This is a genomic window from Curtobacterium sp. TC1 (assembly GCF_019844075.1).
Lineage (GTDB): Bacteria > Actinomycetota > Actinomycetes > Actinomycetales > Microbacteriaceae > Curtobacterium.
In genome coordinates this window covers 1,249,713-1,264,705 of record NZ_CP081964.1, presented here as the reverse complement: position 1 = coordinate 1,264,705, position 14,993 = coordinate 1,249,713, and the positions used below count along the sequence as shown (strand labels likewise).

Here is a 14,993-nt window from a genome sequence, read left to right as displayed (position 1 = left end):
TCCGGTCGCACCCCGAGGATCGTTTGGCGAACACCGGTTCGGCAAGTAACTCACTGATCGAGGCATTCGTTCGAGTGCCGCTCCGGAACGAGGAGGCACCATGAAGAACACCGCGGTGCCGTCCTGGGTCGCCCACGTGCTCACCCCGCCCGAGGTCATCAGCGCCTACGTCGAGGCCCGGGTCAACGACCCCGCCCTGCTGTCGGGCGAGCACACGGAACCCACGTGCGCCGACTTCCTCGGCGACGAGTAGACGGTCGTTCAGCGGCGTCGGCGGCGCGCCGAGAGCGTGACGGCGACGCTCGCAGCGGTGACGCACACCAGCGCCACCGTCTCCAGCACCGACAGCCCCTCACTGAGCACCACGAGGCCGGCCAGCGCGGCGATCGCCGGGCCGAGGCTCTGCAGGACGCCGAACACCCGCGTCGGCATCCGCCGCAACGCCGCCATCTCGAGGGCGTAGGGCAGCACGCTCGACAACACCGCGACCGCGCCGAAGACCAGCAGGAGCACGGGTTCGCGGACCACGCCGTCCACCGCGGACGGGAGCCCGAACGGCAGCGACACGAGCATCGCGACCACCATCGACACCACCAGGCCGTCGACCCCGGGGATCGCCGCGCCGACGTGCCGGTTCATCACGATGTAGCCCGCCCAGCACGCCGCCGCGAACACGGCCCAGACGACCCCGCCGACCTCGGTCACGGCGCTCGGGCCGACCCCGAGCAGCACGACGCCGGCGAGCGCCAGGGCAGCCCAGAGCGCGTCCCGCCAGCGTCGGGTGTGCACGAGGGACAGGGCGAGGGGGCCGAGGAACTCGATCGTCACCGCGACCCCGATCGGGATGCTCGCGAACGCCAGGTAGATGAAGACGTTCATCCCGCCGAGCGCCAGCCCGAGACCGACGGCACCGACCCACTGCGCGCGGGTCCAGTGCCGGACGCGGGGACGGACGACCAGGGCGAGCACCACCGCACCGATGACGAGCCGGAGCGCCGCGGCCCCGACCGCGCCGACGTCGTCGAAGTGGGTCTTCGCGATCGCGGCGCCGAGCTGGACGGACACCATCGCGGTGAGGGCGAGCAGCGGAGCCGGGACCCGATCGGTGCCGCGGGCCTGGTTCATCCGCGCGCCCGGGTCATCCGAGGTAGGCGAGCACGGCGAGGACGCGGCGGTGGTCCTCACCGGTGTCCTCGAGCGCGAGCTTGCCGAAGATGCTCGACACGTGCTTCTCGACGGCGCCGGTGCCGATGACGAGCGCGCGGGCGATGGCTGCGTTCGTGCGCCCCTCGGCCATCAGGCCGAGCACGTCGCGTTCACGAGGGGTGAGCGCGGCGAGGGGGTCGCGCCGACGGCTCATCAACTGCGTGACGACCTCGGGGTCGAGCACGGTGCCACCGGCCGCGATCCGGCGCACGGCGTCGTCGATCTCCTCGAGCCGTGTGACGCGGTCCTTGAGCAGGTAGCCGATGCCCGTCGCGCCGGCGGCGAGGACGTCTTCGGCGTAGGTGGCCTCGACGTACTGCGAGAGCAGGAGCACACCCGTGCGCGGGGCGATCCGGCGGGTCTCGACGGCCGCGCGGACGCCTTCGTCGGTGAAGGTCGGTGGCATCCGGACGTCCATGACCACGACGTCGGGAGCGCCGTCGGGCAGCGTCGCGAGGAAGGCGCGGGCGTCGGCGTACTGCCCGATGACGTCGATGCCGGCTTCGTCGAGCACGCGGGCCAAGCCCTCGCGCAGCAGGACGGCGTCGTCGACGACGACGGCCCGGATGCGTGCTGCATCCGGGCCGTCTGTCATGCCGACCAGCCTAGTGGGAGCGCGGGCGCTCCCGTGGGGTCACGACCGCGGGTTCGCCGTCGTGGGGACGCCGTTCAGGGCGCCGAGCGGGATGCGGGCCGTGGCCTCGGTGGGTCCGCCCTCGGGGCTCGCGACGACCAGGTCGCCGTCGAGCGCGCGCATCCGGCCGATCAGGCCCTCGATGCCGTGGCCCTGCTGGGGTCGGGCGCCACCACGGCCGTCGTCGGTGACGCTGACGGTCAGGTACCAGAGCCCGGAGGCGTCGACGACGAGCCCGAGGTACACCCCGGCGGTCGTCGCACCGGCGTGCTTCATGGTGTTCGTCAGGAGCTCGCTCACCGTGAAGTACACGTTGCGCTGGATCTCCGTCGCGAGCTCGAGGCCCTCGGGCAGACGGACGTCGAGGCCGACCGGGATCGGCGTGCGGGCGACGAGCGCCTCAAGGGCCGCCACGAGCCCGCGGTCGAGCAGGATCGGCGGGGCGAACCCGCGGGACAGCGCACGCAGTTCGTCGAGGGCGTCCTGCGCGTGCTCCGATGCCTCGCCGATCAGCTGCTTCGCCTTCTGCGGGTCCTTGTCGAACGCGCGCTCGGCGGCGGACAGGTCCATCCGGAGCCGCACCAGGCGCTGCTGAGGGCCGTCGTGCAGGTCGCGCTCGATCTGGCGCAGGGCCTGTCCCTCGGCGGTCGCCGCACCGGCGCGGGAGGCCTGCAGTCCGGCGACGCGCTGCTCGAGCTGCTCCGCACGGAACCCGCCGAGCAGGCCGAAGTCCACCCAGTAGTGCGCGATGACCGAACCGCGGGCCCACAGCGGGAACAGCACGACCGAGGCCGCCATCGACAGCAGCCCGAGGAACCCGACGCCCGTGGCGAACCCGATGCCGTCCGGGAAGTACCCGGACCGGATGTTGTTGAGCAGGAACAACCCGCCGACGGCGATCGGCCAGAGGAACCCGGCGAGCAGGATCGCCCCCGCACCGACGGTCACCAGGGCGACGAGCGGGTACACGACCGCTGCGTGCAGCAGGTAGAGCCAGTAGTGCGGGTTGGCGACCGCGGACCCCGTGCGCGTCCACCAGTTCTGCTGCCAGCGGGGCGTCCAGTCCACCGGCCGGATCGGACGCCGGTCGGCCCATCCGATGCGGAGCTTCTCGAACTGTCCGAGCCACCGCGCCACGAACAGCGCGATGAAGAACATCAGCAGCACGAACGGGTTGAACAGGTCGCGGAAGCCTCCACCGAAGATCGCTGCGGGGAACGCGACGTACAGGGTGCACAGCAGCACGGCCGTCAGGGCCATGTAGCCGAAGTCGCGCGGCAGGCGCTTCCAGGACTCGCGGTAGAACGCACCGGCGGTCATGCCGGAACCCGGACCGCGGCCGTGGCCGCCGACGGGTGCCGATCCGTTCGGCGGGGTCGCGCCCCACGACGCCGGCGGCGTCTGCTGGTCGTGCTGTCGCGGGTACTGCGGCATCGGCTTGGTGGCTCCAGGTGGGACGGAGTCGCCCAGCGGGACGGTCTGGGCCTGGTCGGGCGAGGGCGTGACGTCGTCCAGCGGGACGGTTCGCGCCTGGTCGAGGCGGTCGGTGTCGGTCATGACTCCAGCCTCGCGATCACGGGGCCGTTCCCCCATCCTGCCCCCTCCCCACCCCGGGTGGGGTTATCCCCCGTTCCGCCGGCTCCCGGGGCACCATCGCGGTGTGACGGGCGCGGGAGTAGTGTGCGCGCATGCAGAACATCACGGGGGTTCGGGTGGTCTCGGCCGCGGCAGTCGTCGCAGCGGTCGTGTTCGGGGCGCGCGGCCTGGTGGGGACGATCTGGCTCGCGCCGTGGGACCTGCCGAACGGGCTGCTCCTCGTCGCCACGGCGCTCGCCGGGCTGGCAGCTGCGGTCGTGCTCGTCGCAGCGGTGCGCGCTCGGGACCGCCGGGCGCTCGCGTTCGCGGTGTCGGTCCTGGCGTTCGCGCTCCTGTGGCCGGCGCCGGGCTGGGCCACCGAGGTGCTCCTCGTGGTCGCGCAGGGTGCACTCGTGGCGTTCGGGGTGCTCACCGTCCGGAACGAGGACGGCGTGCAGCGGGCCTTCGGCTGGGTCGTCACCGTGGCGGCGTCGCTGTGGTTCGTCGCGGCGCTCCTGTCGAACACGGTGCTGATCCTGGCGACCCCACAGGAGGCGCTGGGCATCGTGCTGGCCGTCCCGGGGCTGCTGCAGACCGTGGCGTACCTGGCGGCGACGGTGCTCGTCGCCGTCCCGCTCCTGCGTCCGGTCGGCCGCGGCGCGAACGCCCTGTGGGTCTCAGCCGAGGTGCGCTGACGCCACACGGACGCCGACCTAGCAGCTGCGCTGAGCCTGCAACTGCGCCGAGGCCGCGAGCGCCCCTCAGCCGACCCGTGCGGCCAGACGCTCGGACCGGCGGACGGCCTGCTCGGCCGGGTCGGGTACCGGCGCGGCCTGGATGAGCCGGCGCGTGTAGGGGTCCTGCGGCGACCGGAGGATGGCGTCGCGGGTCCCCTGCTCGGCGACCTCCCCACCGTGCAGCACGACGACCCGGTCGCACAGCGTGTCGACCACGGCCAGGTCGTGCGTGACGAACAGGCACGCGAAGCCCAGGCGCTCCTGCAGTTCCCGGAAGACGTCGAGCACCCGCGCCTGCACCGAGACGTCGAGGGCACTCGTGGGCTCGTCGGCGATGAGCAGTGCGGGGTCGAGCGCGACCGCGCGGGCGATCGCGACGCGCTGCCGTTGCCCGCCGGAGAGCTCGTGCGGGAAGCGCTCGCGGTACCCGCCGTCCAGGCCGACGTCGGCGAGCAGCCGGTCCACCCGTTCGTCGATCTGCGCCGACGGCAGGCGCAGGACCTGCCGGAGCGGCTCGGCGACGGTCTGTCCGACCGTGTACCGCGGGTTGAGCGACCGGAGCGGGTTCTGGAAGACCACACCGACGTGTCGCCGCATCTCGCGACGAGCTGCTCGCCGGGCGACCGCCACGTCGGTGCCCGCGACGACGACCGATCCGGACGTGATCGGTGCGAGTCCCACGGCCGCGCGGCCGATGGTGGTCTTGCCGCTGCCGGACTCCCCCACGAGTCCGACGATCTCACCGCGACCGACCGTGAACGACACGTCGTCGACCGCGCGGAACCGCCCGCGCAGCGCACCGCCGTACTCGACCACGAGGTGCCGGACGTCGAGGACGACCGAGGGGGCCTCCGTGACGGTGTCGATCCGGGCCTCCTGGCCGGACCCGGTGCCCATGCGTGGGACCGCAGCGAGCAGGTCGCGGGTGTACTCAGCGGACGGCGCGGCGAAGACCGCGGCGACGGTGCCCGTCTCGACGACGCGACCGCGGCGCATGACGACCACGCGGTCGGCAATGTCGGCGACGACGCCCATGTCGTGGGTGATGAGGAGGATCGCGGTGCCGGTGCGTTCCCGCAGCGCACGCAGGACGTCGAGCACCTCGGCCTGCACCGTGACGTCGAGTGCGGTCGTCGGCTCGTCGGCGATGAGCAGGTCGGGGTCGGCGGCGAGCGCCATCGCGATCATCACGCGCTGCGCCTGTCCGCCGGAGAGCTCGTGCGGGTACTGGCCGAGCCGGCGTTCGGGCTCCGGCACCTCGACGGCGCGCAGGAGTTCGAGCGATCGTTCACGGACGGCGGCGCGGTCGTGCGATGCGTCGGCGCGGCGGACGGCCTCGGCCAGCTGGAACCCGACCGTGAACACCGGGTTGAGCGCGGCCGACGGGTCCTGGAAGACCATCGACACGCTGCGGCCCCGGACCCCGCGCAGGGTGCGCTCGTCGGAGCCGATGACCTCGAGGTCGCCGAGCCGGATGCTGCCGGAGGCGCGCGCACCGTCGGGGGCGATCCCCATCGCCGTCATCGCGGTGATGCTCTTGCCCGACCCGGACTCCCCGACGACGGCGACGACCTCGCCGCGGCCGACCGTGAACGAGGCGTCGTCGACCGCGCGGACCTCGACGCCGTCGACGTCGAAGGTCACGGACAGGTGGTCGACGGTCAGGACGTCGGTCATGGGGTCTCCGAACGGTCGGTGTGGTCGCGGGCGGCCTTGAACGCCTCCCACTCCTCGAGCATCTTGCGGTGGTACCCCTGCAGCCACTGCATGTAGTCGCGGCCGTTGAGCAGGCGCTCGCGGACCTCGGCGTCGACGTCGCCCGCGCCGGTGCGGCCCGCGGCCTCGACGACGGTGAGTCCGCGGCCGATGATGTCGCGCTGCCGGTCGAGGTACTTCCGCTCGCTCGCGAGCCAGGAACCCCAGACGTCCGCCTCGGCGCGGAAGTAGTGGCTGCGTTCGCCGGCGACGATGTGGCGCTTCACGAACCCGGAGTCGACGAGCCGTCGCGTGGCCATCGACACCGAGCCCGAGCTGGCGCCGAGGGCGTCCTGCAGGTCGGCGGAGGACGAGTGCGGCGCGCGGGTCATCATGAGGTAGCCGAGCACGCGGGCGTCGGTGAGGGGCATGCCCGCACCGTCGTTGAGCATCAGGGCGAACTCCTCGACGAACGCCTGCCGCTCGGGTTCGAGCACGACGTCGTCGTGCCCGACACCGTCGTCCCGACCGTCGACGCCGCTCACGGTGCCAGCCCCGCCGCGACCTCGGGCGACTCGGTCGGGATCGTCCACGGTTCCTCGGTCATGCCGCCACCGGCGCGGATCGACCGGACGGTACCGTCGGCGTCGCGCGTGAAGGTGATGTCCTCGTCGATCGAACCGAAGCGGTTGCCGTGCGTCATCCGCAGCGTGTCCGCGTCGACGACCTCGAGCCGGGTGGGGGTGTCGAGCGGTTCGGGTCCGGACGGGTCGACCTCGACGAGCCGGTCGCCGATGCGGGCGATGTCGCTGACGCCCCACGGGTTGGCGAAGCGGCCGGTGTACGCGGCGGTGTCGACGTCGTCGGGCACGGGGGTGCCGGGCGCGGACGCGTCCGCCGCGGCGTCGAGCATCTGCACGACGGCGGTGGCGATGAGGGTGGCGGGTCCGGCGGCAGCGCTCGTCATCACGGAGACGACGAGGCCCGATGCCGGGTCGAACAGCGACTGCGTGATGTGCCCGGGGAACCCGCCGGAGTGGCCGCGGACCTCACGGCCTCCGATGCGGTCGACGATGAAGCCGGCGCCGTACCCGCGGGCGGCCGGGTCGTCGGTGGCACTCCAGGCCTTGCGCTGCGCGAGCCGCTTCGAGTGGTCGTCGAGCAGCCTGCCGTGCCCGATGACGTGCTGCGAGAAGTACCTGACCAGGTCGGAGGCGGTGCCGTGGAACCCGGTGGCGGCGGCCATCGCGCGGGTGTCCACGTGGTCGATGCGCTGCCGGCGCCGCGCGGTGTGGAACCCGGTGTACCCGACCACGAAGTCGTCGGCACGGGTGGGGTCCCAGTCCGGGCCGGTGTTGCGGAGTCCCAGGGGTTCGGTGATCGACTCGCGGACGAAGTCGTTGTAGGACCGGCCGGAGACCGCGGCGATGACGAGTCCGAGCAGCGAGTAGCCGAGGTTCGAGTAGTTGAAGGACGACCCGGTGGGGACCTTCTGACCGCGGTCGAGCACGAGCGCCAGCAGCTCCTGCTCGTCGGGGAACGGCCGCAGGAGCGACCAGTAGTCGCCGTCGTGGCCGTCGCGGATGACCCCGGCGCCCATCTCCATGAGCTCCCGGATCGTGGCGTCGGCGAGCGGGGAGCCGCCGTCGACCAGGGCGGGGATGTACGTGCCGACGGTGTCGTCGAGCCGGAGCGACCCGCGCTCGGCGAGCTGGAGCAGGGCCGTCGCGGTGAAGGTCTTCGAGTGCGAGGCGATGCGGAACAGGTCGGTGGTGGTCAGGCGACGCCCGGCCTCGACGTCGGCGTAGCCCCAGGCTTCGTCGAACAGCACCTCGCCGCCGAACCCGATGGCGACCTGCACGCCGGGCACCCGGAGCTGCCAGACCTTGTACGACACCCACTCGCGGATGTAGGGCAGGGTCTTCCGGTACGCGGAGAGGGTGTCGGTCACGGTGGTCCTTTCGAGAACGGTTCTGCAGCGAGTCTGGCGCGTCGGCCGCGGCGGTGCCCGCCACGACGCGGGGCGCGCCGTGCGGGTCAGCGCCGACGCGGGTCGAGCGCGGCGCGCAGCGTGTCGCCGAGCGCGATGACGGCGAGCACGGTCACGGCGAGGAACGTCGCGGGTGCGATGAGCATGTGCGGGGCGCGGAGGAACTGCGCCGTCGCTGCGGAGAGCTGCAGTCCCCACGAGATCGCGGGGCTCTCGAGCCCGATGCCGAGGTAGGTCAGCGACGACTCGGACACGATGACGCCGCCGACGGTGATGGTCGCGAGCACGAGCAGCGGCGAGATCGACGACGGCAGGACGTACCGGGTGGTGATCCGCCAGGTGGACAGCCCCATCGTGCGGGCGGCGAGCACGAACTCGGCGTTCCGCACGCTGCGGACGCTCGACCGCACGAGCCGGGCCATCGTCGGCCACCCGAACAGTGCGAGCACGAGCGACACGGTGAGCACCGAGCGCTCCCCCACGCTGTTGAGCACCACGACGGCGCCGAGCAGGAACGGGAAGCCGAGGAACACGTCGGTCAGGCGGGCGAGCACGGCGTCGACCCACCCGCCGACCATGCCCGCGATCGTCCCGACGACGACGGCGACCATGCCGGCGAGCACGGTGGTGAGCACCGCGACGGCGATCGACGACCGGGTGCCGTACACGACGTTGGCGTACACGTCGCAGCCCTGCAGGTCGAAGCCGAACGGGTGCCCGCCGGTCGGCGAGGCGCCGCTCTGCCCGAGGTCGCACACCCGGGGGTCGCCGTGGCCGAACAGTCCGGCGAACAGCTGCGGGAACGACGCGACGAGCAGCACGACGACCAGGACCGAGGCGGGCACCCAGAAGCCGGGGGTCCGGGCCGCGGCCAGCAGGGGTCGGCGGCGACCGCCGACGACGGGTTCGACGGTGGCGCTGAGCGCTGAGGTGGTCATGCGGCTGCTCCGGTCCGGACGCGGGGGTCGAGGGCGGCGTGCAGCAGGTCGACGAGCACGCTCGTGACGAGGAACACCAGGATGAGCGCGGTCGAGATGCCGACGACGACCGCGCCTTCGTGCGACCGGATGCCCTGGAACAGCAGGTTGCCGACGCCGGGCAGGTTGAAGATGCCCTCGATGATCACGGTGCCGCCCATCAGGTACCCGAGGTCGGTCGCCAGGTAGGTGGCGGTGGGGATGAGCGAGTTCCGCATCACGTGCACGCCGACGATCCGACCGGGCGTGAGCCCCTTGGCCCGTGCGGTGCGGGCGTAGTCGGCGTCGAGGGTCTCGATCATCGAGGTGCGGGTGAGCCGGGACACCGCGGCGAGGCCGAAGAGCGCGATGACGAACGCCGGCAGGATGTACGCCGTCGGCCAGCCCGCGGTGACGCCGGCGACCGGGAACCAGTGCAGCCGCACCGAGAACACCAGTTGCAGGGCGACGCCGAGGACGAACACGGGGATCGCGCCGACGACGATGGTGCCGACCAGGACCGTCTTGTCGAGGGCGGTGCCGCGCCGCAGGGCGGAGAGCACCCCGAGCCCGATGCCCAGGACGATCTCGAGGGCCCAGGCGGTGAGCGCCAGGGTGATCGTGACCGGCCAGCGCGACGCCATCTGCTCGCCGACGGACTGCCCGTTGAAGTCGGTGCCGAAGTCGCCACGGAACAGCCCGCCGAGGTACTGCACGTACTGCAGCCAGAGCGGCTGGTCCAGGTGGTACTCGGCGCGGAGCGTGCGGACGACCGCGTCGCTGAGCGGACGCTCGCCGCCGAGCGCCTTGATCGGGTCGCCGGGCAGCGCGAAGGTCATCGCGTAGATGAGGAACGTCACCCCGAGGAACACGATGGCCAGGCCGCCGAGCCGGCGACCGACGGCGAGCGTCGGACGCATCACGCGCCTCCCGACCTGCTCGTGGTGACCAGGGGCGGACGGGAGGCGCGGGCCGGGTCCGACACGTGTGCCGCGCAGGCGAGGATCGCCCCGTACTGCACCCCCACCAGTTTCCGCACCGGGATCGGCTGGGCGTCCGTGGACGCGTCCGCCTGCCAGCGCGCGTACCGCTCCACCAGGCGGTCGCACAGGCGCCGGAGCGGCGCGGACGCCGTGCCGGCGGTGGTCTCCGCCTCGACCGCACGGAGCAGCATGCCGCCGTAGCGCAGTCGGAAGCAGCGGACCAGGTCCTCGCAGCCGAAACGCTCCGCGACCGTGGCCATCCGCTCGGCCGGCTCGCGGTCGGCGCGACGGCGGTCGGTGTCGGCCGTGCTGACGAGCATCGGCACGAAGGCGCGCGACGCCTCGAGGAACGGCGACTCGATCGTCAGCATCGGCGACGCCTCGTCGAGGAACTGCTGGAGTTCCTCGCCCGAGGCACCGAGCTCGGCGGAGCAGCGCCGGAGCAGGTCGGCGTACGACTCGTCGGTCGGGGTCTGGTCGTCGGCGTCCGGATGGCTCCAGTACGGCAGTTCGGCGACCATGCACAGCGCCCCGTGCCGCATCGCCCACGCTGCGCTCGACGCCCCGTGGATGTGCTCGCCCGGATCGACCCCGAGTCCTTCGAGGTAGTCGTACGCGGTCTCGATCCCGTCCATCGCGAACACCGCGGGGGCGAGTGCACGCAGGAACGGCGACTCCGGCTCCCCGGTGTCGAGCGGCAGCCCGAGCGCGGCCGGTACCGCGTGCAGGGTGTCGACGACGTCGGGCAGGTCCTCGGACAGGTAGTAGTAGACCCCGCCCATCTCGCCGTTGTGCAGCGACACCAGCAGGTCCGGCTCGGTGTCGTCGATGAGCCGCATGAACGCGAGCGTCTCGGGCAGCACCTGGTCGAAGTACACCGACCGGTAGCTGTTCGGGAACGTCCACTCCACCTGGCTGTCCGGGGCCGGGCGGTAGAAGTGCCGCGAGTAGAACACCCGGTCGTGCGGGTCGTGGAACCAGGCCTCGTTGAGCCGCATGCCGTCCGGGTCGATCGTCGGGACGATGTGCCAGGTGACGTCGAGCGCACGGGCCTCGTCGTCGGTGGTCATCGTCTCGGCGAGGTGCAGGGCCGTCCACGAACCGATCGGTTCGTTCGGGTGCACGCCGCCGACCACGACGGCGGCGTGCGACCCGGTGCCGATCCGGTAGGAGTGCAGCGGTTCACCGAGCCGGCTGGTGCCGATCCGGGTGACCGTGACCCGGTCCGGGTGGGCCGCGGCGAGCGCGTCGAACCGGGCGTGCAGGTCGTCGACGAACGGGAAGCCGTCGCGGTCGGGGACCTCGGCCGCCAGACGGAGGATGGTGCGCTGGTCCATGCGGTGCCCTACTTCACGGCGATCTGCGTGACGACCGGGCTGCCGGCGACCGCGGGGAGCTTCGTGACCTTGTCACTCGTCACGTAGGAGTACTTGTCGAAGAAGGTCGGGACGACGGGGAAGTCCTCGAGCACGGCCTCCTGCGTCTTCGTGTAGTACTCGTTCGCCTCGTCCTGGGACCCGGCCGAGTCGGCCTTCGCGAGCAGGGCGTCCACGGTGTCGGACTGGTAGTACCCGGTGCAGGGTGCGCAGCCGCCGGCCGTGGTGAACAGGGCGCGGAGGGTGTTCTGCTGGCTGATGTACAGCGCGCCCCAGTGGCCGAAGTGCGGGCCGGCGACCTTCTTGTCCGTCAGCTCGGAGTAGTACGAGGCCCAGTCGGTGGTGGCCTTCGCGACGGTGTCGACGCCCAGGTTCTGCCGGATCTGGTTGGCGTACGCCTCGTAGAGCGAGTCGAGGCCGCTGCCGCCGGGGTAGACGAGGGTGATCGTGCCGTCGAAGCCGCCGGACTTCGCCAGGAGCTTCTTGGCCGCGGCGGGGTCGAACTCGCACGCCTCGCCGCAGATGCCCTCTTCCGTGCCGGACATCGACGGCGGCGTGAGCGCGGTGGCGGGTTCGTACAGGCCGCCGTAGATGGCGGTGTTCACCTCGTCGCGGTCGATCGACATCGAGATCGCGCGTCGGACGTCGGGGTCGGAGTACCGGTCGTCCCAGAGCGGGAACCCGAGGTAGTCGATGCCGGGGGCGTCGAAGGAGTGCAGGCGGTCGCCGAAGTCGGCCTCCGCGCTGGTCATCTTGTCGGTCGGCAGGAACAGCACGTCGGCGTTGCCCGCGAGGACGTCGGTGTACGCGGTGTTCATGTCGGAGTAGCTCCGGAACGTGACGTCCTTCGTGACCGGCTTCGTCCCCTCGTAGTCCTTCCACGCGGTGACGGTGAACTCCTTGTCCGCCTTCCACGCCGACTGCATCTCGTAGGGGCCGTTGCCGATCGGCTTCTTGTCGTACGCCTTGAGGTCGTCGTACGCGGCGGACGGCATCGGGTAGAACGCCGTCTGGGCCTGGCTGAGCTGGAGCGGGAACTGGCTGTCGGCGTGGGTGAGCGTGACCGTGAAGGTGTCCTTGCCGGTGACCTTGAGCCCCGACATCTCCTTCGTCTTCGGGGTGCCCTTCGCCGGGTTGAGGTCCGTGTACCCGACGATCGCGGCGAGCTGCCCGCTGTTCTCCCACGCGTTCGGTCCGTAGGCGACGTGGTTCCAGGCCTTCACGTAGCTCTCCGGGGTGACGGCCTCGCCGTTCTGGAACGTCCAGCGGTCCCGGAGCGTGATGGTCCACGTGGTGGCGTCGTCGCTCTCGACGCTCTTCGCGGCGACGTCGTGGAGCTCGCCCTTCGCGTCGGTCTGCGTCAGCGGCGCGAACAGGCTCTGCACCTGGTCGAACGCGACGGTCTGCCGTCCGGGCGTCAGGTGGTCGGGCTCGCCGGTGGCGTACACCAGGCTGGATCCGCCGTCGGAGTCGGCCGTGCCGCTCGCCGAACAGCCGGTCACCACGAGTGCCAGCGTGGCCGCCGTGGCCAGCGTGGCGATGGTCCTGCGTCGCATGGGGTCTCCTCCGGGTCGTCGTTGATGAGTGAAGCTAGGCCTGCAGCGACCCCCGGCACAATGCTTCTTTCAATGAACTCTGAAACTTTTACCGGTCTGAAACACTCGCGAAACGACAGGTGTCGCGCTCGGCCGGAGCCGTGTGCCACGCTCGGACCATGCGGCACACACCCCACTTCCTGATGACGGACGTCGACGAGGTCAAGCGCCTGGTCGCGGGCAACCCGTGGGCTACGATCGTGTCGCACACCGACGCCGGGATCGTCGCGTCGCACTACCCGTTCCTGCTCGAGGCGCCCGGGCCGGACGACGACCCCGACGAGATCGTGCTCGTCTCGCACGTCGGCCGTCCGGACGAGCTCGCGCATGAACTCGGCCGGCACGAGGTCCTGGTCGTGGTGCAGGGTCCGCACGGGTACGTCTCCCCTGCCTGGTACCCGCCGGAACAGTTCGTGCCCACCTGGAACCACGTCACCGCACACCTGTGGGGCACGCCTGAGCTGCTGTCCGACGACGAGAACTTCCGGGTGCTCGGCGAGCTCGTCGACCACTTCGAGCGTGTCATGCCCGAGCCGGTGTCCCTCGAGATCGACGAGGAGACCGCACGCCGGATGGCGAAGGGCACCGTGGGCATCCGCATCCGGATCACCCGGTTCGACGCCCGCGCGAAGCTCTCGCAGAACAAGGCGCCCGAGGTCGTCGACCGGATCATCGCCGGCCTGCGCGGCGACGGCCCCTACGCGTCGCCGGCGCTCGCCGACGAGATGGAACGAGCGCACGCTGCGCGCGCTGACGACCGGGAGGAACGGTGACGGAGATCCTGCTCAGGACCGTCCGCAGGGTGGGCACCTCCGGGGCCCCTGCCGACGTCCGCATCGCCGACGGCCGGGTCGCCGAGATCGCGCCGGCCGGCACGCTCGACCCCGCAGGCCCCGACACCGAGGTCGTCGAGACCGCCGGCGCGTGGCTCGGCCCCGGCCTCCGCGACCACCACACGCACTTCGACCAGTGGGCCCTGGTGCGCCGCCGCGTCGACGTCTCCGGCTGCGACTCCGCGGAGTCGACCGCCGACCTCCTCGCAGCGGTCGCGCGGACCGGGGTGCCGGACCGCGTGCTGATCGGACACGGCTACCGCGACGGGTTGTGGCCGACCCCCGCACGACGCGAGCTGCTCGACCAGGCCGCACCGGGCCTCCCGACCGTCGTCATCAGCGGTGACCTGCACGCGGTCTGGTGCAACGCCCTCGCGCTCGCCCGCTTCTCCGCGCTCGTCGGCCGCTCGCTCGAGGCGGGTGCCGACGGGGTCCTGCGCGAGCAGGACGCCTTCGACGTGACCGGTGCGCTCTCGCAGGTGCCGGACGACCTGCTCGACGGGTACGTCGCCGACGCGGTGGAGGCCGCTGCCGCCCGCGGTGTGACGGGCGTCGTCGACCTCGAGATGCGCTTCGGCCTCGACCGCTGGGCGCGCCGGATCCACGCCGGCACCGACGCGCTCCGGGTGGCGTCCGGGGTCTACCCGGCGGAACTCGATGCCGTCATCAACCGCGGGCTCCGCACCGGCGACGTCGTCGACCGGACCCGCGGCTTGCTGACGATGGGGCCGTTCAAGGTCGTCACCGACGGGTCCCTCGGCACCCGGACCGCGGCCATGACCGACGGGTCCGGCGTGCTCGCGTGGGAGTTCGACGACCTCGTGGCCATCACCCGCCGGGCTGTCGACGCCGACCTCGTCCCCGCGATCCACGCGATCGGCGACCGGGCGAACACCCTCGCGCTCGACGTCTTCGAGGCCGTCGGCGCCCGCGGCACCATCGAGCACGCGCAACTGCTCGTCGACACCGACGTCGACCGGTTCGCCAGGCTCGGGGTGGCCGCCTCGGTGCAGCCCGAGCACGCCATGGACGACCGCGACATCGCCGACCGGCACTGGGCCGGCCGCACCGACCGGGCCTTTGCGTTCGCGTCGCTCGCCCGAGCCGGAGCCCGGCTGCTGCTCGGATCGGACGCCCCGGTGGCGCCCCTCGACCCGTGGGTGTCGATGGCCGCGGCCGTCGGGCGCGACCGCGACGGCCGCGACCCGTGGCACCCCGCCGAACGACTGTCGGCGCTCGCCGCGTGGCAAGGGTCGACGGACGGACGGGTCAGCGTGGCCGTCGGCGACGTCGCGGACCTCGTGCTCGTCGGGTCGGACCCGCTCACGGCGTCGTCGTCCGCGTTGCGTTCGATGCCGGTGCTCGCGACCGCCATCGCCGGGCGGTTCACGTACTGCGAACTCTGAGCTCTCG

The 14,993-nt window shown here is 72.1% G+C and carries 14 protein-coding genes; 4 read left to right on the top strand and 10 right to left on the bottom strand.

Annotated elements, in window-relative coordinates; genetic code table 11:
- Positions 1-100 precede the first annotated feature (100 nt).
- Positions 101-253, top strand: a complete 153-nt coding sequence (locus KZI27_RS07100) for a hypothetical protein (RefSeq protein ID WP_222660195.1) — start codon at positions 101-103, stop codon at positions 251-253.
- 8 nt (positions 254-261) lie between these two features.
- On the opposite strand, the gene KZI27_RS07095 is transcribed toward KZI27_RS07100, so the two are convergent.
- From KZI27_RS07095 to KZI27_RS07085, 3 genes are read right to left on the bottom strand one after another with little or no spacing between them, the layout of a single operon-like run.
- Complete coding sequence (locus tag KZI27_RS07095; RefSeq protein ID WP_222660193.1) at positions 262-1,125, bottom strand: EamA family transporter; 864 nt, start codon at positions 1,123-1,125, stop codon at positions 262-264.
- Between the two features lie 13 nt (positions 1,126-1,138).
- Positions 1,139-1,801, bottom strand: a complete 663-nt coding sequence (locus tag KZI27_RS07090) for a response regulator transcription factor (protein WP_111084503.1) — start codon at positions 1,799-1,801, stop codon at positions 1,139-1,141.
- 39 nt (positions 1,802-1,840) lie between these two features.
- Positions 1,841-3,397 carry a sensor histidine kinase gene (locus tag KZI27_RS07085; protein ID WP_222660191.1) on the bottom strand — a complete coding sequence of 519 codons (1,557 nt, stop codon included), beginning with the start codon at positions 3,395-3,397 and terminating at the stop codon, positions 1,841-1,843.
- A gap of 131 nt (positions 3,398-3,528) precedes the next feature.
- On the opposite strand from KZI27_RS07085, the gene KZI27_RS07080 reads away from it, so the two are divergent.
- Complete coding sequence (locus KZI27_RS07080) at positions 3,529-4,110, top strand: hypothetical protein (RefSeq protein ID WP_222660189.1); 582 nt, start codon at positions 3,529-3,531, stop codon at positions 4,108-4,110.
- Positions 4,111-4,176: 66 nt separating this feature from the next.
- Here the strand turns inward: KZI27_RS07080 and KZI27_RS07075 are convergent, their stop codons facing one another.
- The 7 genes from KZI27_RS07075 to KZI27_RS07045 all read right to left on the bottom strand — a co-directional run bounded on the left by KZI27_RS07075 (position 4,177) and on the right by KZI27_RS07045 (position 12,708).
- On the bottom strand, positions 4,177-5,829 hold the full coding sequence (locus KZI27_RS07075; protein WP_222660187.1) for a dipeptide ABC transporter ATP-binding protein: 1,653 nt from the start codon (positions 5,827-5,829) through the stop codon (positions 4,177-4,179).
- A complete protein-coding gene (locus KZI27_RS07070; protein WP_222660185.1) occupies positions 5,826-6,392 on the bottom strand; it encodes a GbsR/MarR family transcriptional regulator in 567 nt (188 codons plus the stop codon). Before KZI27_RS07070 ends, KZI27_RS07075 begins: the two co-directional genes overlap by 4 nt.
- A complete protein-coding gene (locus KZI27_RS07065) occupies positions 6,389-7,798 on the bottom strand; it encodes a serine hydrolase (RefSeq protein ID WP_261784146.1) in 1,410 nt (469 codons plus the stop codon). Before KZI27_RS07065 ends, KZI27_RS07070 begins: the two co-directional genes overlap by 4 nt.
- 86 nt (positions 7,799-7,884) lie before the next feature.
- Positions 7,885-8,775: an ABC transporter permease gene (locus tag KZI27_RS07060; RefSeq protein WP_222660183.1), complete on the bottom strand. Its 891-nt coding sequence runs from the start codon at positions 8,773-8,775 to the stop codon at positions 7,885-7,887.
- Positions 8,772-9,713 (bottom strand): ABC transporter permease, encoded by a 942-nt coding sequence (locus KZI27_RS07055; RefSeq protein WP_222660182.1) that lies wholly within the window; start codon positions 9,711-9,713, stop codon positions 8,772-8,774. Before KZI27_RS07055 ends, KZI27_RS07060 begins: the two co-directional genes overlap by 4 nt.
- Entirely contained in the window at positions 9,713-11,113 is a 1,401-nt protein-coding gene (locus KZI27_RS07050; protein ID WP_222660180.1) for a M14 family zinc carboxypeptidase, read from the bottom strand. Before KZI27_RS07050 ends, KZI27_RS07055 begins: the two co-directional genes overlap by 1 nt.
- Positions 11,114-11,121: 8 nt before the next feature.
- Positions 11,122-12,708 (bottom strand): ABC transporter substrate-binding protein, encoded by a 1,587-nt coding sequence (locus KZI27_RS07045; protein ID WP_261784144.1) that lies wholly within the window; start codon positions 12,706-12,708, stop codon positions 11,122-11,124.
- A gap of 158 nt (positions 12,709-12,866) precedes the next feature.
- Between KZI27_RS07045 and KZI27_RS07040 the strand changes: the two genes are divergently transcribed.
- On the top strand, positions 12,867-13,520 hold the full coding sequence (locus KZI27_RS07040; RefSeq protein ID WP_222660178.1) for an FMN-binding negative transcriptional regulator: 654 nt from the start codon (positions 12,867-12,869) through the stop codon (positions 13,518-13,520).
- 29 nt (positions 13,521-13,549) lie between these two features.
- Positions 13,550-14,986 (top strand): amidohydrolase, encoded by a 1,437-nt coding sequence (locus KZI27_RS07035; RefSeq protein ID WP_261784142.1) that lies wholly within the window; start codon positions 13,550-13,552, stop codon positions 14,984-14,986.
- Positions 14,987-14,993: the final 7 nt, after the last annotated feature.